The following is an 18,336-nucleotide window of genomic DNA, read 5'->3' as shown; positions in this document are numbered from 1 at the left end:
TAGCAATAGTCCGCGCCCTGGCGCCGACTACCCCGGAATCAGCACGCGACTGCGCGCGAGCACCTCTTTCGCCAGCTCCACGATGGTATCCGCGCCACTCAGACACTCTTCCTGATAGGCGACAAAGAACCCTTGCTGGGTGATTGGCCGTTCGGTGTTCAGCACGTGAATCAGCCCGGCATCGATCTCCGTGCGCATGATCGCGGGCGACAACACGGCCGCCGCATGTCCCGCCGCGACCAGCCGCGACATCATGGACAGGGAATTGCATGAGCTGATGTTGTCCGGAGTGCAACCGGCGCTGCGGAACCAGTTCATCACAAGCGAATGGTTCGATGACGGTTGCGAGACGGTGATGATCGGCACCGACGCAAGCTCGTGAGGCGCAACATTGCAGTTGGGCACGAGTTGCGGCGACGCCACCCAGTGTAGGTCGGTGTAGCCGATGGCGGTCTCGACCACGTGGGGCGCATTGGTGGAATCGTTGAGGATCGCTATATCCAGTTCGTGCGCACCGAGCTTGCGTCCAAGTGTGACGCCCACATCGATCGTGAGTTCGATCTTCATGTGCGGATATCGCGTCTTGAGTTGCGTGAGCAGATCGGCAAGCCCCGCGTGGGCGATGGACTCGATCGCGCCGAGACGTAGCAGTCCGTACATGGGGTCGCTACGCTTCGCAATCTGTTCGAGCTTTTCGGCGAGCTTTAGCACCTGTTCCGCATTGACGAGCGCGTCGCGGCCCGCGAGCGTGAGTTCGGAGCGCGTTCGGCTGCGCGTGAAAAGCTGCACGCCGAGATGCTCTTCGAACTCCTGGATGCGTGCCGAGATGGTCGGCTGCGTCAGGTGCTGATGACGCGCCGCCGCATGAAATCCGCCTAATCGCGCAACCCAATAAAAGGTTTCAATTTGCTGAAGAGAAATGCGCATGATCGAAGGTTTCTATCAGAGGGCGTCACTAACTTTGATTATCCCCCGGACAAATTGCATTCGTATACTGAGCCACTCTTTTCGTTGTGTCAGAACGCAGTGCGTGGTTGGTCATTTTGCTGCAGGACACTCCGTCGCTGCCATTGACCGCTGACTAAAGGAGATGCCGATTGAAGCAGGAGAAGCAAAGTCACCGTGATCAAGCTCAAGGCGACGAAGACCATCGCCGTGGCAACCGGACGACCGGCCTCGCGGCCACACCGCCCCCATCCGGCGAATCCGCTTTTGCCGAGGAACCGGCCAGCGTGGGCCGCGCCGGCCAACCGCGCTTTCCCGTTCCGCCGAAGGCAACCGACAGTCATCACCACATCTACGATGCACGGTATCCAGTCGATCCGTCTGCGCAATTGCAGCCACCTGACGCGACGGTCGCCGACTATCGCGCGCTGCAGCGCAGGCTGGGCGTCGAGCGACATGTCGTCGTTCAACCGTCGACGTATGGCACCGACAATCGTTGTCTGCTCGATGCCCTGTCGCAGTTCCGAGAGACCGCGCGCGGTATTGCGACCGTGCCCGACACCGTGACCGATGCTGAGCTGGCCGGTCTTCACGATAGGGGTGTCCGTGGGCTGCGCTTTAATCTCGAATACCTGGTCGGCGTCACGGTATCGATGATGGAGCCGCTCTCGAAGCGGATCGAACCGCTTGGCTGGCACATTCAAGTCAATGCCACTGCTGCGCAGCTACTCGCGCATCGGCCGTTGCTTGCGAGTCTGTCGTCGCCGCTCGTGATCGATCATATGGGGCAGATCCCGCAACCAGACGGCGCGGAGCATGCCGCATTCCGGGCGGTCGAGGCGCTGTTGGCGGGCGGTCGCACCTGGGTCAAATTGAGTGGTCCCTATCTTGCGTCGCGAAGCGGAGCACCGGTTTACGCGGACGCCGGCATGGTCGCGCTCAGGTTGACCCAACTTGCCGCGGACAGGATGCTGTGGGGATCGGACTGGCCTCACCCGACACAAGCAGCCGACAACAAGCCGGACGCCGCACGCTTGCTGGACGATCTGACGCTATGGATACCTGATCAATCGACGCGGCATCGAATCCTTGTTGAAAATCCTGCAAAGCTTTACGGCTTTTAGCGTGCGTGCGGCGGCTTGCCGGCAGGGTTAGCGCTCGCCGATGTAGGCAACCACGTCGATCTCCACGAGCACACCCTGGAGACCGGCTTCCACGGTTGTTCGCGCGGGCTTATGCTCGGCAAACCAGCTCGCATAGAGCGCGTTGAAGCGGCTAAAGAGCGTCAAGTCGGTCAGATAGGCGGTGACTTTGACGACGTCCTGGGGTCTCGCGCCGGCGGCGGCCAGCACCCGCTCGATGTTGGCGAGCGTGGCACGGGTCTGCTCTTCGATCGAGTTGCCGATCACATTCCGGTCGGCGTCGCGCGGCGTCTGGCCGGACAGGAAGACGAAATCGCCCGCGATCATCGCGGAAGAATAGTGCCCGCCCGGATTGAGCTCGCCTGGATTGACGCCACGCAATGCGCGGCGTGTGCCACTGTCGTTCATGTTTTTCCCTTTGCCTTGATGTCGTGTTTTTCCGAGTTGCCGCATGACGTGCGTGGCCGCGTCGCGTTGCATGGCTTCAATCGCCATTTACCGCTGCCGGGCTCGCGGCCTATCGGCGGCTCCCGAGTTGCTCACGCACTTCCCACGACCCTTCGGTGGTAAGCACCCGCGCGCTGGGGTAGAGATAGGCAGTCGTGCAAGCATGGCGCGGCAATAACATCACCCGGTCGCCGACAGCCAGATCGGTGTTTTCGACTACGACGTGCTCTTCGCTCATCATGACGATCTTGCCGTCCCAGCGAAAGCGCTCCGCCATCGGCTTGTCCGGCGAGATGGCCTTCGAGCCCGCATCGAGCGTCGCGGTTGCGCCGTTGCGTGAAATTACCGTTGCCAGTACATATGCGCTTGGCGTCCAGCCGAGCGCGGGCAACTCCAGGTCGTGCTGAGCGCTCGAATAGGTCCAACTGCCCGGGGATACGAAGTCGGCGAGCGTGTCTGGCCACAGATCGAACGTGTAGCTGCCCCCGGCGACGAGCTTTGTCGACAGTCCCTCTGCATCGGCTGCGCGCGTCAGCACGGCCACTTGTCCCACGATGGCGTCCACTCGCGCGCGGCGCGTGGCAGTATCGAGATCATGGATATGGCCGTCGTAGACATGCCATCCTCCAAAGCAGCCGAGCGCGGCAAGCGTACGGGCCAGTTGCAGCGTCGCCACTGTCATTGGCGCGCCAGTTCTGCCCATGCCGGCATCCAGGTCGATGAGCAGCGCGAGATTGGCCGGCGGCGCCTCATTCGTCGCGCGACGCCACGCGCCTACGCCTGCCGCCGAGTCGACGAGCGCATCGACCTGTGCGGCCGGATGAGCGCGCGCCAGCGCGAGCACGGTGTGGATATGAGCACTGTTCACGGTCGGATATGCCCAGAGGACGTGTTTCGCGCCGGCCTCGAGCACCATCGCCACTTCGGCGACGGTAGCGGCCTTGAACGCCGTTACGCCTTCGCGCATCAGTCTTTCTACGATCCAGCGGGCGCGATGCGTCTTCACATGCGGCATGAGCCGCTCCACCCCTCCACACGCACGGGCGGTCGCGTGCAAGTTATCGACAATGCCGCGCTCGGAGACGATGAAACACGGTGTCTGCAATTCTCCTGGCAAGCTGGCGGCCCACGACGGCGCACGTGTAAAAGTGGTACTCGAAAGGTCGGACATGGTCGGTACGTCAAGAAATTGAAAGGGCGTCACGCTCACGCGTGCGACGGCGCTGCGAGGTATCCGTCCACGTGTGCCCTGAGCTGACCCAGCACTTGCGCATGCTGTTCCCACGAGAGCCGGTCGACGCTCATCTTCGGCGTCGCCGGGCGGTCGATGCGGCTATCGTCAACCGCCTGGCCGATGTCGACGGCCGCAGTCAGATACGCCCGGTCACGCTCTGGCGTGAAATCGCTAAGCAGCCGCGCTGCCGCGTCTCGCGGCGCGACCATCGCCATCGCGGATACCAGTCCCCAGCCGCCCCAGTTCGAGACGCTGGAAACGATCAGGTAGTCCGCGGGAATGGCCGCGCTGATCAACGGGCCGTTGGGAATGTCGTCGTGGACGATTTGCTCGGGCAGCACGCCCATGCCGATTTCATTGCCGCCGTCGCCGATGCCGATCGTGACCCACGGACGCGACCACTCGGGATCCTCGAACAGAAGATGCAGCGGAGCGGTATCGTCGGACATGTCCGCGCCGTATTCCCGGTGCGGCTTGCCGTCGCTCGCGGGCGAGACCCGCTCGATCGCGATCATGTGCGTGATCGGACGTTCCGCCTCGCTTAGCCGGGCTCTCAGCGACTTGACCGATGCCGCGCTCACCGAGGTGATTTCGAACGCCACCTCTTTCGGCAATTCGGTGGTGACTGCCCAGACCGCCTTGCAGCATGGCGCGTCCGAGATCACCGTCACCGGTATGCCGAGGTTCGACAGTGCGGCGGCGAGATGGGCCATGCCGCCCAGTCCGTCCGTCTCCGGCGAGGGCGGGACGGCATTGCGTATGAAGAAACCGGTCACGATACCGACGTGGGCGTTCGGCGTGCTCATGATCGAACGCGCGGCCGCTTCCAGCTGACCTTCGACGAACCGCTTCATGCGGCCAATGTCGCGCCGGACGGTTTGGCCAATGATGTCTTCGACTTTTGCTATTCCCATTTTCCAATCTCAGTAGCAATTTTGCTTATAAGCGGCGCGGCGATCGCTCAGACTGGAATCTTCGTTTCATAATCGATTCCGATTGAACAGAGCAGCAGGCCGACGCCCATTGCGGCGAAACACATCAGCGCGAGGAAATACGAGCCCGTGAATTGAACGATCGCGCCAATCGCAATCGGGATCACCATGCCGCCAATATTCCCGCCGAAGTTGAGCATCCCGCCGAGCGTGCCCACCTTGTTGCGAGAGGCGAGCATGGCGGGGATCGACCAGTACAGGCCGCCCCACCGCAGAAAGAAGAGCGTGATGGACAGCAGGATCACGACCATGGTGGGGCTCGTCGCATGCGCCACCGAAAATACCGCGATCGTGGCAACCACGCCGGCGATGCCGAAGAAAGTACGCATGACGCGGTTCGGTGCGGCGCCGCTGGCGAGCCACTTGTCGGCGACGTAGGCACCGGAGAGTTCGCCGATGAAGCCGCAGAAGAAGATCACGAAGCTGGCGCCGCCCATTTGCTGAATGTTGAAGCCCTGCGCTTTCTGCAGATAGGTGGGCATCCAGGTCAACAGGCCGTAGTAAAGCGTTGTGCAACACATGAATCCGATGAACATCAGCCACACTGAGCGATACCTGAAGAAATCGAGCGAGTTGCCCGACAGGCTTTTGGCTTCCTTTTCGTCTTCCTTGCGCCGGGCCAGTTCGATGTGTTCCGCTTCGGCTTCATTGACGCCGGCGTGCTCGCGCGGTTGATTCTTGATGTAGTACCAGGCGCCTATCCCGCACAGGACGGTGCCGACGCCGGCGATCGCGAACGCAGTGCGCCATGAGTGCGCGACCACGATCAGCCAGGTGATCAGTACCGATCCGAGCGCGGCGCCGAGTGGCGAGCCACCGTCCATCAGCGATGCGCCACGGACGCGCTCATGCTGCGTGAGCCACATCGCATTGAGCGCACCTCCCGCCGAAGCCACGGGCGCTTCTGCCACACCAAGTCCGAGTCTTGTGGCGAGCAAGGACACCGCGTTGGTCGTCAGCGCACCAAGGCCCTGGAAGGCGCCCCAGAGCAAAGTGCACAGCGCGAGGACCAGCCGCGGCTTGAAGCGGTCGACGGCCATGCCGCCTGGAATCTGCATCAGCGTGTATGACCAGAAGAACGAACTCATAATGAGGCCCTGCATGACCGGCGTAAGCGTGAACTCGCTTGCGATCATCGGCATCGCGACGGACAGCGATGCCCGATCGATGTAGTTGACCGTCACCAGCAGCAACATGATGAAGAAAATCTTCCAGCGAACCGATGTCTTCGGCTGGGCGTACGCAACGACCGCCGCAGGTGCACCGCTCATGCCTGTTCTCCTAATGCTCTATTTGAATGTCAGATACACGCCCGGCGCGTTGCGCGTCGGCGATAGATGAACCGGTCGTCTGCTACGCGCAGGCGCCCGTTTCGTACCGGTTGAATTCGAGTATAGGTGCGCGGACCTGAGTGCAGATAATCGAAAGTGACCCGCGCAGTCGATAGAAATCGGTGATCACGTGTGCGGCGGCTTCAGCACGAAAATCGCAAGCACGGCGGTGCTCAGATCGAGCACAATCGCGCATCCGACCTTGGCAAGCAGCTACAGTGCCTGGTGAGAGCGATCGCACAGGGAGCGATGTTGAGACTTCAGAATGTTCGCACCGGCACGCGGGTTGCCGTGGGTTTGGGTTGATTCCGTTTGCGCTCATCGCGCTGGCGCTCGTAGGGATCACGCGAGTCAACAGGATCAATGCGAGCCTCGCGACCATCAACGACATCAACTCACCGGCATCGTCAAGCAGAATTCGGACAACGCCAGGCAAGCCAGTGCAGTAGCCAGGTGGTGGAGGAGATAGCTACGCGGTTCGTTGCCGACGGAGCGTCATTGACCCGCTCGTGTAACGCGTCGGCCACCGTTGTGGGCATAGAACTGCCGCATGCATTTGCCATTCAGCAGCTTCAGCCGTGCCGTCTAAAGAGTCGCCCCGTCGGGTGACCGTGAGGTGTCGGCGCGCTTTTCTCTGCCGTCGAACTGCTGCCGCGCGGCTTCCATTTCGGTCATGTGACTTTCGGCCCAATCCCAAATTCCGCAGATTTTGTCCAGAAGGCTGTTTCCGAGCGGTGTCAGCCGATAGTCGACACGCGGCGGTATCACGGGATGCACGTGGCGCGACACCAGGCCGTCGCGCTCGAGTTGGCGCAATGTTTTCGTGAGCATCTTCTGACTGACGCCGCCGATGTGTTCGCGTAGGCGCGAAAAACGCATCTCGCCATGAGTTCCCAGTGCATCGATCACCAGAATGCTCCACTTGTCGGCGATCTGCTCGATGATGTCGCGCGCAAGATCATCGGTTTTCTTTTGCGCATTGCCGTCGGCGCGAAGCGCATCGTCGCAGTTTGTTTCCATGGGGGAGGTATGGGGCCGCGAGGTGTTTGGTGGTCGCCTGATGTGGCTGACATGATCGTAAGCGTGTTCGCTTGCTCATTTAGTCAGCGTGCTTCAGTTCCTCGACAGCATCCGACCCAGGTGCGGTTTGTCAAAAAACAAGTATCGCATGACTAGCGAAACCCTTGCGATTGAATTTTTTATGTATGCCCGTTTCAAGCCTTGGACCCGGACGCGTGCTATCGGCGAAGGAAGTGGTGACGCCAATAAAGGCAATCAATTGCGGTGATCCGGCGGGCCTTCGATAAATTTGCTCAGGACACCTTCGGCAAAGCCGCGCTCGTCGCGTCGCGCTGAGTGCTGGATCATCGACCTGACGATAGGGTTGCGAGGCATACATCGTCCTTGCATATCCGGACACCAAGGTCGAGTCGTCTGCGCACGTTATGAGCGCAAGAGGCGATCTTGTGACAAATCGTCGATGGCCTGTGTCCTCTGTGCCGACGAAAATCAAGTCGTCGACCAGCACGAAGGAGTATGTCATGGGCCACGCGGAAGTCCGCGAGTTGCAGACTCCCAAACCAATCGGCGGACGCTTGCCGGAGCCACCGGTATTCGGCAGCCTCGACGATGAACGGCAGCATCGCAAGCTCAAACTCGCCGCGGCGTTTCGCATCTTTGCGCGATTTGGGCCGGCCGAAGGCATCGCCGGACATATCACGGTCCGCGATCCGGAGTTTCACTATCGAGCGCATCAGGTAACGTTTCTCGGTGCTGCGCAGCACGGCGAGGCGGCCTACCGGCATCATCATCGCGCCGCCGATTCCCTGCAGGATCCGCGAAACGGTGAATTCGACGAGGCCGTTACTCAGCCCGCAAAGTATGGAGGCGCCGGTGAACACGATGATCGCGCCGCCGAACACCGAACGTTGCCCAAAGCGGTCGGCCACCCATCCGCTAATGGGAATGAAGACCGCGAGCGCCAGCAGATAGGCAGTCATGCCGATACTCAGGCTCACGGACGTGACGCCGAATGTGGCGGCCATGTGGCGCAGGGCGGTCGCGATCACCGTCGCATCCAGATTCTCCATGAAATAGGCACTGGCGACGATCAGCGCAATGATGACTGACTGGCGGCTTGACAAAGACATGGATGGAGAACGGAATTCGGGTTGTGCGGCAGGTCCTCAAACGCGCCTCAGGTTGGAGCGTTTGCATTGGCTGGCGGCCAAAGATGGGACTCGCAGCGCGGTAGCCTGAGATAATGCATGACTGCGCCTGGGTGCCTCGCGAGGCTTTTGCTCGGACCCGGACGATATACTCTACCAAATCATAAGTCGTCATGTGGCGACTTATTTTTCGACAGTGATGGACACAGGAGCGTCATGAAGGCCAAACCCAGGGATGTTGCAGAGCCGGGCAGCAAGAGCGCAGCGGGCCGCGCGCCGGTCAAGCGGCCGATGAAAGCGCCGCAGCGCCTGCCGCGCGCCGAGCGTCAGGCGCGCGTGCTGGAGAAGGCCGCCGAATATTTTGCCGAGCACGGTTTGAACGCGCAGACTCGCGCGATTGCCGAGGCCTGCGGCGTTTCGCAACGTCTGCTGTATAGCCTGTTTCCCAGCAAGGCTGCCTTGATCGACGAAGTTTATAAGCGAGAAATTGTAGGAACCTTCAAGGCGATCTGGTTTGTTCAACTGAAAGACCGCAGTGTGCCGATTGAAAGCAGGCTCAATACTTTTTATCGCGACTACTACGACACCCTGCTGACGCGGCAGTGGCTTCGCCTGTTCCTCTACTCGTCGCTTGAAGATCTGCAGATGGCGCCGACGTACACGAATGCCGTCGTGACGCATGCGCTTGAGATCATTGTCACTGAGACGGCGCACGAATTGGGATGCGGCGTACCGGCCGATCCGGCGCATCTGACCGAGGTAGGCTGGCTGCTGCATGGCGCGGTATCGCACCTTGCGATTCGCCGCCGCATTTATTCGAACGACAACACCACGCCCAGCGACGCGGTGATTGCGATGCACGTGCGCGCCTTCCTCACGAGCGCGCCAGCGCTGCTACCGGCGCTGGAGGCTTCCTGAGCGTGACGCGCCGGCGGGCTCGCACAGCGCGGCAAACGGTCAGGAAGCGCTGCACGAAAGCGCGTGTCGTGGACCGCTTCGCCGCACGGTGTGAATTGATCGAAGTCGCCCGCAATCCATCAGGTGAATTCCGGGCGGCCGTCGCCGCCGTTTCTTCAAGCGTTTGCTGCGCTCGAACTGCGAGGGGTTTCGTCTTTAGTCACCCATTGCATGGGCGTCTGGCTCCCGGTTCGCTTGCCGGCGCATCAGCAGGAGCAGCGCGATAAGCACAAGGACTATCGTCAAGCCGACAAAGAGCAGGGTCGCGCGTTGAATGCCGGCGAGCTGCACGGCGATACCCAGACCAATCACAGGTAGTGAGATCGCCACATAAAGCACGACGAAATAGCTCGACGTGACTTCCGCTCGCCGGTGCGCGGGCGCCGCCGACGCGATCTCGCCCAACCCGGCACGGAAGCTGATGCCTTGCCCGATTCCAGCCAGGACGGTGCCGAGCAAAAGCGCGCCCAGCGAGCGTTCGGGCACGCACAGGCCCACACAGACGAGTCCCACGACGAGTCCAATGCAGCCGACCGCTTGGCGCCACCGCGCAGCAATGATCGTCTGCACGATTTGCCCGAAAGCGGAGCACGCGAACAGCAGGAACACAATCGAGCCGGTCACGATTCCGCTGTGAAAACCGAGCACGACCCGAATCAGTTGAGGGCCGACCGCCGCAAAGAAGCCCACCACGACGAAACCGGCAAACCCCGCCAGCGCGGCAGGAATGAACGCACGGCGTACCTCGACCGGAAGCGAAATTTTCTGGAAGCCGAGCTTCACCCGCGCGGGAATCGCGGCGGTCTCCGGCACACCGAGCACGGCGAGTGCGGCGATGCCGACCAGCACCAGATGGACCCCATAGGGCAACTGCGTCGGCCATGGAAATAGTTCGACCAGGATGCCGCTCAGCAAAGGACCGAAACCCAGCCCGAGCATATTGGAGGCGGTAGCCGCGAGCATGGCTTTACCGCGCCATGCAGGCGGCGCGAGTTCGATCACGGCGACGGTGGCGGTTCCTGTGAAGATGCCAGCAGAGACGCCTGACAGCAGGCGGCCCAGCATCAAAAGCGCCAACCCGTCACTGAGCAGGAACGTCAGCGCCGATGCGGCCGACGCACACAACCCCGCGATCATCATGCGACGACGGCCCAGCTGATCGGACCAGTTGCCGATCAACAGCAGCGCACCGAGCACGCCGACTGCATATGAGGCGTAGATCACGGTGATGACAGTCGGCGTAAAACCATACTGCTGTTGGTAGTACCGATAGATTGCCGTCGGTAGCGTTGTACCCATCATGTTGATCGCGAACGCCAATGCTACAGCCAGAAATGCGATCGGGGATTGCGGTGTGCCAGAAACTGATTTCATCAAATATCCCAACGGTTGCTCGAAGACCGCGGGCCATTATGGGCAATTTCTCACGGCTTTGCTGAGCGCCCGACAATGGCGGCCAGCGTCGACCTCACGTGGCGGCGGCTACGCGAGGCGATGGGCGACGACCCAGTCGTGTGAGCCGATAGCCGACCCGCGCAAGATCATTGGTTCTCCTTTGCGGGTTGTCGTGCGTGTAAGCGCCGTGGCAGCAATTAGTTTCCACGGGGAAAGTATGAAACCGTCAGGTGCCTTCTTGTGATCGGCGGATGCCGCTGAAATAATCGGCTCGCCTGCCTGTTCGATGGGCACGCCGCTATGGGTCAGATCGCATTCGACCCGGTCGCGCCGCTTGATGTAGTGCTTTGATTTGAGAGCTTCACATGACTATCGAAACAATCGCAATTGAAGGCTTAACGACCCCTGTCTCACGTGTCGGCCTGGGCACCTGGGCCATTGGCGGGTGGATGTGGGGTGGCACCGACGAGAAAGACTCGATCGCGGTGATCCGCCGGGCGCTCGACAGCGGTGTCAATCTGATCGATACGGCGCCGGTGTACGGTTTCGGCGCTTCGGAGGAGATCGTTGGCAAGGCGCTGGCCGACGGCTACCGGCACAAGGCGGTCATCGCCACCAAGGTCGCACTGGAATGGCACGACGGCGCGGTATTTCGCAATTCATCGCCGGAGCGTATTCGTCAGGAAGTGGAGGACACGCTGAGGCGCTTGCGGACAGATTACATCGATCTGTATCAGGTCCACTGGCCCGACCCGCTCGTGCCGATCGAAGAGACCGCCGCGGTGCTCGACGATCTGCGCAAGGAAGGCAAGGTGCGGGCGCTGGGCGTCAGCAACTTCACGCCTGCGCAAATGGATGCGTTCCGGCGCGTGGCACCGCTATCGGCCACACAGCCGCCGTACAACCTGTTCGAACGGGATATCGACCGTGACGTGCTGCCGTACGCCGAACAGCATGGGCTGGTCGCGCTTGCCTATGGGGCGCTGTGTCGCGGACTGCTGGCGGGGCGCATCGGCGTCGAGACGCGCTTCGAGGGCGACGATCTGCGCCAGCGCGATCCGAAGTTTTGCGCGCCGCGTCGCGAGCAATATGTCGCGGCCGTGAAAGCGCTGAACGTGTTCGCGCGCGATAACTTCGACAAGTCGGTGCTCGCGCTGGCGGTGCGCTGGGTGCTCGATCGCGGCCCGACGATCGCGCTATGGGGCGCACGTCGTCCGGCGCAACTGGACGGGGTCGAAGATGTGTTCGGCTGGCGCCTCGACGAGAAGGCGTTCGCGCAGATCGACGCGATTATCGCGAACTTCGTCAGGGAGCCCGTGGGACCGGAGTTCATGGCGCCGCCGCAACGCTTGCTCGTAGCCTGACAGGGAGGTATTGAACATGAGAACCCTTCGACGCACCTTCATGATTCATTCGATCGGCGCCGCCGCGCTGGTGGTTTCCGGACGCTCCGTCTGGGCGGCGCCGCCGCAGCTTCAGGAGAGCGATCCCGCTGCGCAGGCGCTCGGGTACAAGGCCAATGCGACCCAGGTCGACCACACGAAATATCCGCATTACCGCACCAACCAGCGCTGCGCGAACTGCCAGTTCTACCAGGGTAAGCCAGCCGACGCCAACGCGCTCTGTGCGCTGTTCGGCGCAAAGCAGGTGAGCGGCGCCGGATGGTGCAACGCCTATCAGACAAGAGCATGAACGGCGTGCGCAGATAAGGCGATGACCAGGCAGCGCCGGCAGGTGCGGCGTGCGTCCACGACAAGGAGTGAACCGATGGAACTGATTGTGAATGGCGTGCATCACAACGTCGACGTCGACGCCGACGCGAACATGCCGCTGCTGTGGGCGGTGCGGGACCTGTTGGGGCTGCATGGCACCAAGTTCGGTTGCGGCGTGGGCGCATGCGGCGCGTGCACCGTCCATCTGGATGGCGTGGCAGTGCGCTCGTGTGTCACGTCGCTTGCGGATGTACAGGGCAAGCCCGTGACGACGATCGAAGGCCTGGGCAAAGGCGGCGAACATCCCGTGCAGCGGGCGTGGAAAGCCGCGAATGTGCCGCAGTGCGGCTATTGTCAGCCGGGCCAGATGATGCAGGCCGCGTCGCTGCTCAAACAGACGCCGAAGCCGAGCGACGAGCAGATCGTCGAAGCCATGTCCGGCAATGTCTGCCGCTGCGGCACCTATCAACGCATCAAGGTTGCCATCAAGGCGGCGGCGGAGCAGACGTCATGAGCGAGATCGTCAATTTGAGCCGGCGCCGGGTACTGAAGGGCACATTGGCGGGCGGCGTGGTGCTGGGTCTGCATGTCGGCGGCGCACGCCAGGCGTTTGCGGCGACCCCGCTCGCTTCGGCAAGTGGTGTCAAAGCAGTGTTTGCGCCGAACGTCTATGTGTCGGTCGCGCCGTCTGGCGAGATCGTGCTGGTCGCGCATCGCTCCGAGATGGGCACCGGCATCCGTACCAGCCTCGCGATGATCCTCGCGGACGAACTCGATGCCGACTGGAACACAGTCAAGGTTGTGCAGGCGCAAGGCGATGCCAAGTACGGTGACCAGAATACCGATGGCTCCCGCAGCATCCGCCAGTTCTTCCAGCCATTGCGCGAGGCAGGCGCTTGCGCGCGGCAGATGCTGATCGCGGCGGCCGCTGCGCAGTGGCGCGTGAGCCCGACGAGCTGCCGGACCGAGCCCGGCCACGTGGTGCATGCGGCGAGCGGGCGGCGCGTTTCATACGGTGCGGTGGCGGAGGCTGCGGCGCGTCAGCCGGTGCCCGGCCGTGACACGCTGAAGCTGAAAAACGAGGACACATGGCGCTATATCGGCAAGTCCCTGCCAATCGTCGATCTCGACGACATCGTGCATGGCCGCGCAACGTACGGCATCGACGTCGTGTTGCCCGGGATGACGTACGCGTCGGTCGAACGTTCGCCTGTGTACGGCGCAACGCTCAAAAGCGTCGACTCGACTGAAGTGATGAAGGTGCCCGGCGTGCTGCACGTCGTGCGCATCGTTTCGGCGCCGCTGCCCGCCGGCTTCCGGCCGCTGGGCGGCGTCGCGGTGATCGCGACCAGCACCTGGGCCGCGCTGCAAGGGCGCCGGAAACTCAAGCTCGAATGGGACCTCGGGCCCAACGGCACGTACGATAGCCGGGCGTATCGCAAGGCGCTTGAAGACACTGCGCGGCAGCCTGGGAAGGTCGTGCGCAACAATGGCGATACCGCCGGCGCGTTGAAGAACGCCGCACGACATGTGTCGGCGGACTATTACGTGCCGCATATGGCGCACGCGGCGATGGAGCCGCTGGCTGCCACTGCATCGTTTGCGAACGGCGCCGTCGAAGTCTGGACCGCCACGCAGAATCCGCAGCAAGCACGCACGACCGTCGCGCAAGTACTCGGCTTGCAGGAGCAGGCCGTGACGATCAATGTCACGTTGCTCGGCGGCGGCTTCGGCCGCAAGTCGAAGCCGGACTACGTGGCCGAAGCCGCGTACCTGGCGCGCGAGGTCGGCGCTCCCGTCAAGCTGACGTGGACACGTGAGGACGACATACGCAACGATTATTTCCATGCCGTGTGCGCGCAGCACATGGAAGGCGGCCTCGATGCGCAGGGCAACACGATTGCGTGGTTGCACCGGAGCGTGTTTCCGTCCATCGGTTCGACGTTCACGCCGAACGTGATTTATGGTTCGGCGGGCGAACTCGGTCAGGGCGTGACCGACATGCCGTATGAAATCGCCAATGTGCAGTGCGAGAACGGAGCGGCGCCGGCGCATACGCGTATCGGCTGGTATCGGTCGGTGTACAACATTCCGCACGGCTTCGCACTGGGCTCGTTCGTCGACGAGCTCGCCGTTGCGGCGCGACAGGATCCGGTGAAGCATCTGCTCGCGCTGCTGGGCACTCCGCGTCATGTCGATCTGCATGCGCTGGGGGTCGATTATCCGAACTACGGCGCGTCGATCGACGAGTATCCAATCGATACCGCGCGCTATGCCGCTGTGGTCCGCGCGGCCGCGGTGCGTTCGAACTGGGCTGCGGCGTTGCCCGCTCGCCACGGGCGCGGGATCGCTGTCCATCGCAGCTTTTTGACGTACGTTGCCGCGGTCGCCCAGGTGCAGGTGGCCGACGATGGCTCGGTGCGGGTGACGCGTGTCGATCTGGCGGTCGACTGCGGACGTATCGTCAATCCCGACCGCGTGATCGCGCAGTTCGAAGGCGCGGTGGTGATGGCGCTGGGCAATACGCTATACAGCGAACTGACGTTCGGTCAGGGGGCGGCCGAGCAATCGAACTTCACCGACTATCGGGTCGCCCGCATCGACTCCGTGCCGGAAACCCATGTCTACATCGTGCCGAGCGCCGCGCCGCCCGGTGGCGTTGGCGAACCGGGTGTGCCGCCGACAGCGGCTGCGATCTGCAACGCGATCTTCAATGCGACAGGTACGCGGATTCGGGCGTTGCCGGTGGACAGCGCGCTGTTGAAGCGGGCGTGACCCGCACAGGGGTAAGGGCGCGGCTGCGCGGGTATGGCGGTCACTTTTATCTGCCGATGGTCGAGGCGGCATGAAACGCGGCTCATCGGCAACGTCTCATTGTGTCGCGCCGACGTGGCGTAGCGCTTCCTCTACCGCCGGATTGCGTTGTGCGATCGCCATTTGCAATGCGGTGCCGCCGCGCGCATCGACATGGTTCACGTTGGCGCCGTGTGCGACGAGCACCGGAATCATATCGAGTCGGCCGAACAGCGCGGCAAACGACAATGCCGTTTCCCCCGCATTGTTGGTTTGATCGATGTCGCAATGCTTGTCGAGCAGCATCGCGGCGATTTTCGGCTCGCCTTTGAAGAGCGCCCCCATCAGAGCCGTATTCCCATGCCGGTCGGCCGCACAAGCGTTGGCGCCTGCGGCAAGGAGGGCCGTTAGGGTCTCCGGGTGATTGTCGTACGCGCTCAGGATCAGCGCGGTATAGCCTTCAGGCGTCGTTGTGTCGAGCGGGAAATGGGCGGCGATCAACGCCTGAACAATATCCGTGCGCCCCGCACGCGCCGCAGCAAACCAGTCTTCGGTGTAACGCGGCATGTCCGTCACGGCCGAATACGTTCCCGACTGATACACATGCTGCGCGCAACTTGCTGTCAACAGTGCGGTCAGGCTAATGGCCGCCACGGTCCGAACAAGGCGCCGGGCAGCAAAAGAGCATCGCATTGCGTCCTCCGTGAGAAAGCGTACCTATCTACTTATCGGGTTGGGAAACCTGCTTGCGCAGGCTTCCCCAATTTGCTTCAGTTGTCGCTCAGGTGTGCCGCGGCGTCCTTCACGCGCGTGACATCCGCATGCGTGGCACGCGCGAGGCGGGTGCCGTAGTCGGCATCAGCCTTATAGAAGTACGAGAGCATCGCGTACTTGTTAGCGTCGTTGGTCACGCGGCCAAGGTCGCCCGACAGCGCCGTGATCAGGTCTGTCTTATCGGTATCGGACAGCGTCCGGTAGTACTCGCCGGCCTGACGGAAGTCGAGTGTTTTGTGAATCGCTCTTTGCTGGGTCGTCCCCTTCAGCGGCGTCTGCACGGACTTGTACGTGTCCTGTTGCGCGATTTCGGCGATTCCGGACGGCTCGTAGTTCACTTCGCCCTTTCGATCTTCCCCATTCATGAGGCCGTCCTGGTTGTTGTTGTAGATCGGGACGGCAGGACGGTTGATCGGCAACTGGTTGTAGTTCGGCCCGAGGCGATACATCTGTGTGTCGGCATAGGCGAACAGGCGGCCTTGCAACATCCGGTCCTCTGAAGGTTCAATGCCCGGTACGAGGCGCGAAGGCGCGAATGCCGATTCTTCCGTGGACTCGAAATAGTTATCCGGAATGCGGTTGAGCGTCATCGTGCCCACCTTCTGCTCGGGGATGGAAGATGGCCATACCTTCGTGTCGTCCAGCGGATCGAAATCGAACTTGTCCAGATCCTTCGGCGAGAGCACCTGGATGTAAAGGTCCCACTGCGGATACGAATGGGCCTTGACCGAGTTGTACAGATCATTGGTCATCAGATTCCAGTCGGCGCCGATCGAGTGCGGGATATCCTGGGGGCGAATGCCCTCGATACCCTGACGGCTCTTCCAGTGAAACTTCACGTAGTGAACCTCGCCTTTCGCATTGACGAACTTGAAGGCGTGCACACCGAAGCCGTCCATGTGGCGGTATGAATCCGGCATGCCCTCGTCCGTGTAAAGGTGCGTGAGCATGTTGGTTGCTTCGGGCGAATGGGCGAAAAAGTCGAACGCCAGATTCGGATCCTGCACACCGGTCACTGCCGATGGTTTGTTCGCATGCACGAAGTCAGGAAACTTGATGGCGTCCCGAATGAAGAAGATGGGCCAGTTGATGCCGACCATGTCCCAGTTCCCTTGCTGCGTGTAGAACTTGATTGCGAAGCCGCGCGGGTCGCGTGCCTGCTCGGGCGAACCACGATATCCCATCACCGTCGAGAATCGAACAAAGACTGGGGTCTTCGTTCCAGGCGTGAACACTTGGGCAGAGGTCAGGGAACTGATGTCCGTGGTCGGCACGAACTCGCCAAAGAGACCCGTGCCGCGCGCATGCACCACGCGCTCGGGTATGCGCTCCCGGTCGAAACGCTGCAGTTTCTCGATGAGATGAGAGTCCTGCAAAAGGACCGGACCTTCGGGGCCGGCGGTCTGGGAGTTCTGATTGTCGCCGACCGGCGACCCGCTATCCTGGGTCATATCCGCCGCATACGACGTTTGAGCGAGCGCCACTGCTGAGACGATCGAGAAAATGCTTGCAGCAATCTGTGTCTTCAGTACTTTCACGTTGTATTCCTGGTTAAGGAGGGAGCCGGAGGAATCCTATGACTCATCCGTTCTACTATCCAATCTCTTTTGCCTATCATTTCAATAGTCGACTAATTGCTTTGGAAAATTAAAGACATTGGAAAAAGAGAAAGAACAATGAATGTGAATTGCTATGCGGAGTGATTGAAATACAGCCGTGTGCACCACATGATCGCGATATGGGCGGCAGTCTGCACGTCTCGCGCAGTTAAAAAAACACTATTTCATCGAGTACTTTTTCATATGTATTTATGAGTATTTTATTAAAGTTGTGGAAGTCAATTAACATTGTTTCGTAAAGCGAATTAATGGCGAGAGGTAAGGGTTCTCGGAAACAGACAGATGGGCGATTTCACATGCATATTCTGATTGCGGCAGGGCACGCCATCGTAGTCGACTACAGTGCCGTGCGATGTCTGCCGGTTTCCGGTGGGATGGCGCGATTGCGATTGCGATTGCGACTGCGTCGCGCAACCGGTTAGCACGATCGCGAACGCACAAATTGCAAAAAGTCGTTTCATCACCTGTTGTATCCCGGTTGGTTTGACGCGAACGTCGAACTGCAATTTGACGTTCGCGAGCGCCTCGGGCGACAGGTCTACGGCATTGGGCAGCGCTGACTCGTTAGCCGCGGGCGAAGTCCGCGAGTGAAGGGAAAACAGCGCACCGCAAAGGACGAGGATGCCAGTTCCCTCGACAGACAGCTGCAGACGCCTGCGATAGCGAATGTTCACGAAAGCTCTCGATGGCTGAACAGACCTTGGGACACCGAGGTATCGCGACGTCTTCCCTCAGCGTTGGAGAGCGTATTTTCGTGTTGCGTGTCTGATTACGAGGTGGCGGCGAGATGTCATTTCGGACATCTTGGGAAGGCACGCGCGAAATGC

At 61.3% G+C, this 18,336-nt stretch carries 16 protein-coding genes and 2 pseudogenes; 7 read left to right on the top strand and 11 right to left on the bottom strand.

Annotation, left to right across the window (positions count from 1 at the left end):
• Positions 1-27: 27 nt before the first annotated feature.
• On the bottom strand, positions 28-927 hold the full coding sequence (locus ACZ9H4_RS33300; RefSeq protein ID WP_408144642.1) for a LysR family transcriptional regulator: 900 nt from the start codon (positions 925-927) through the stop codon (positions 28-30).
• 170 nt (positions 928-1,097) lie between these two features.
• On the opposite strand from ACZ9H4_RS33300, the gene ACZ9H4_RS33295 reads away from it, so the two are divergent.
• A complete protein-coding gene (locus tag ACZ9H4_RS33295; protein WP_476122503.1) occupies positions 1,098-2,069 on the top strand; it encodes an amidohydrolase family protein in 972 nt (323 codons plus the stop codon).
• 27 nt (positions 2,070-2,096) lie between these two features.
• Here ACZ9H4_RS33295 and ACZ9H4_RS33290 read toward each other — a convergent pair whose 3' ends face one another.
• From ACZ9H4_RS33290 to ACZ9H4_RS33270, 5 genes are all read right to left on the bottom strand, one after another.
• Positions 2,097-2,567, bottom strand: coding sequence for a RidA family protein (locus tag ACZ9H4_RS33290; protein WP_408324696.1), 471 nt, complete (start codon positions 2,565-2,567; stop codon positions 2,097-2,099).
• Positions 2,568-2,604: 37 nt separating this feature from the next.
• Positions 2,605-3,705, bottom strand: coding sequence for an alanine racemase (locus ACZ9H4_RS33285; protein WP_408324694.1), 1,101 nt, complete (start codon positions 3,703-3,705; stop codon positions 2,605-2,607).
• Positions 3,706-3,740: 35 nt separating this feature from the next.
• The gene (locus ACZ9H4_RS33280) at positions 3,741-4,682 is read right to left on the bottom strand and encodes a glutamate cyclase domain-containing protein (RefSeq protein WP_408144635.1); all 942 of its coding nucleotides are present in this window, start codon (positions 4,680-4,682) and stop codon (positions 3,741-3,743) included.
• Between the two features lie 47 nt (positions 4,683-4,729).
• Positions 4,730-6,031, bottom strand: coding sequence for an MFS transporter (locus tag ACZ9H4_RS33275; RefSeq protein ID WP_408144633.1), 1,302 nt, complete (start codon positions 6,029-6,031; stop codon positions 4,730-4,732).
• 645 nt (positions 6,032-6,676) lie between these two features.
• Positions 6,677-7,111 carry a winged helix-turn-helix transcriptional regulator gene (locus ACZ9H4_RS33270; protein ID WP_408144632.1) on the bottom strand — a complete coding sequence of 145 codons (435 nt, stop codon included), beginning with the start codon at positions 7,109-7,111 and terminating at the stop codon, positions 6,677-6,679.
• A 521-nt stretch (positions 7,112-7,632) separates the two neighbouring features.
• Here ACZ9H4_RS33270 and ACZ9H4_RS33265 point away from each other — a divergent pair.
• Positions 7,633-7,827 (top strand): annotated as a pseudogene (locus ACZ9H4_RS33265) (class II aldolase/adducin family protein); the annotation flags it as partial.
• On the opposite strand, the pseudogene ACZ9H4_RS33260 reads toward ACZ9H4_RS33265, so the two are convergent.
• Positions 7,825-8,241 (bottom strand): annotated as a pseudogene (locus ACZ9H4_RS33260) (MFS transporter); the annotation flags it as partial. The pseudogenes ACZ9H4_RS33265 and ACZ9H4_RS33260 overlap by 3 nt on opposite strands.
• Before the next feature lie 117 nt (positions 8,242-8,358).
• On the opposite strand from ACZ9H4_RS33260, the gene ACZ9H4_RS33255 reads away from it, so the two are divergent.
• Complete coding sequence (locus tag ACZ9H4_RS33255) at positions 8,359-9,177, top strand: TetR/AcrR family transcriptional regulator (protein ID WP_408144630.1); 819 nt, start codon at positions 8,359-8,361, stop codon at positions 9,175-9,177.
• A gap of 195 nt (positions 9,178-9,372) precedes the next feature.
• On the opposite strand, the gene ACZ9H4_RS33250 is transcribed toward ACZ9H4_RS33255, so the two are convergent.
• A complete protein-coding gene (locus tag ACZ9H4_RS33250) occupies positions 9,373-10,536 on the bottom strand; it encodes an MFS transporter (RefSeq protein ID WP_408144628.1) in 1,164 nt (387 codons plus the stop codon).
• 440 nt (positions 10,537-10,976) lie between these two features.
• Here ACZ9H4_RS33250 and ACZ9H4_RS33245 point away from each other — a divergent pair, with 440 nt between their 5' ends.
• The 4 genes from ACZ9H4_RS33245 (at position 10,977) to ACZ9H4_RS33230 (ending at position 15,098) form a co-directional block, all read left to right on the top strand.
• Positions 10,977-11,975 (top strand): aldo/keto reductase, encoded by a 999-nt coding sequence (locus ACZ9H4_RS33245; protein WP_476122502.1) that lies wholly within the window; start codon positions 10,977-10,979, stop codon positions 11,973-11,975.
• Between the two features lie 16 nt (positions 11,976-11,991).
• A complete protein-coding gene (locus tag ACZ9H4_RS33240) occupies positions 11,992-12,303 on the top strand; it encodes a high-potential iron-sulfur protein (RefSeq protein WP_476122501.1) in 312 nt (103 codons plus the stop codon).
• A gap of 75 nt (positions 12,304-12,378) precedes the next feature.
• Positions 12,379-12,837 (top strand): (2Fe-2S)-binding protein, encoded by a 459-nt coding sequence (locus ACZ9H4_RS33235; RefSeq protein WP_476122500.1) that lies wholly within the window; start codon positions 12,379-12,381, stop codon positions 12,835-12,837.
• Complete coding sequence (locus tag ACZ9H4_RS33230) at positions 12,834-15,098, top strand: xanthine dehydrogenase family protein molybdopterin-binding subunit (protein ID WP_476122499.1); 2,265 nt, start codon at positions 12,834-12,836, stop codon at positions 15,096-15,098. Before ACZ9H4_RS33235 ends, ACZ9H4_RS33230 begins: the two co-directional genes overlap by 4 nt.
• 96 nt (positions 15,099-15,194) lie before the next feature.
• Here ACZ9H4_RS33230 and ACZ9H4_RS33225 read toward each other — a convergent pair whose 3' ends face one another.
• The 3 genes from ACZ9H4_RS33225 to ACZ9H4_RS33215 all read right to left on the bottom strand — a co-directional run bounded on the left by ACZ9H4_RS33225 (position 15,195) and on the right by ACZ9H4_RS33215 (position 18,183).
• The gene (locus tag ACZ9H4_RS33225) at positions 15,195-15,809 is read right to left on the bottom strand and encodes an ankyrin repeat domain-containing protein (RefSeq protein WP_408144618.1); all 615 of its coding nucleotides are present in this window, start codon (positions 15,807-15,809) and stop codon (positions 15,195-15,197) included.
• Between the two features lie 77 nt (positions 15,810-15,886).
• Positions 15,887-17,341 (bottom strand): catalase, encoded by a 1,455-nt coding sequence (locus tag ACZ9H4_RS33220; RefSeq protein ID WP_476122519.1) that lies wholly within the window; start codon positions 17,339-17,341, stop codon positions 15,887-15,889.
• Positions 17,342-17,754: 413 nt separating this feature from the next.
• Complete coding sequence (locus ACZ9H4_RS33215; RefSeq protein ID WP_476122498.1) at positions 17,755-18,183, bottom strand: hypothetical protein; 429 nt, start codon at positions 18,181-18,183, stop codon at positions 17,755-17,757.
• Between the last annotated feature and the right edge of the window lie 153 nt (positions 18,184-18,336).

It is taken from the genome of Paraburkholderia sp. TE9906 (assembly GCF_056279605.1).
The sequence above is the reverse complement of the archived record's forward strand: the minus strand, read 5'-3'. Positions and strand labels throughout refer to the sequence as shown.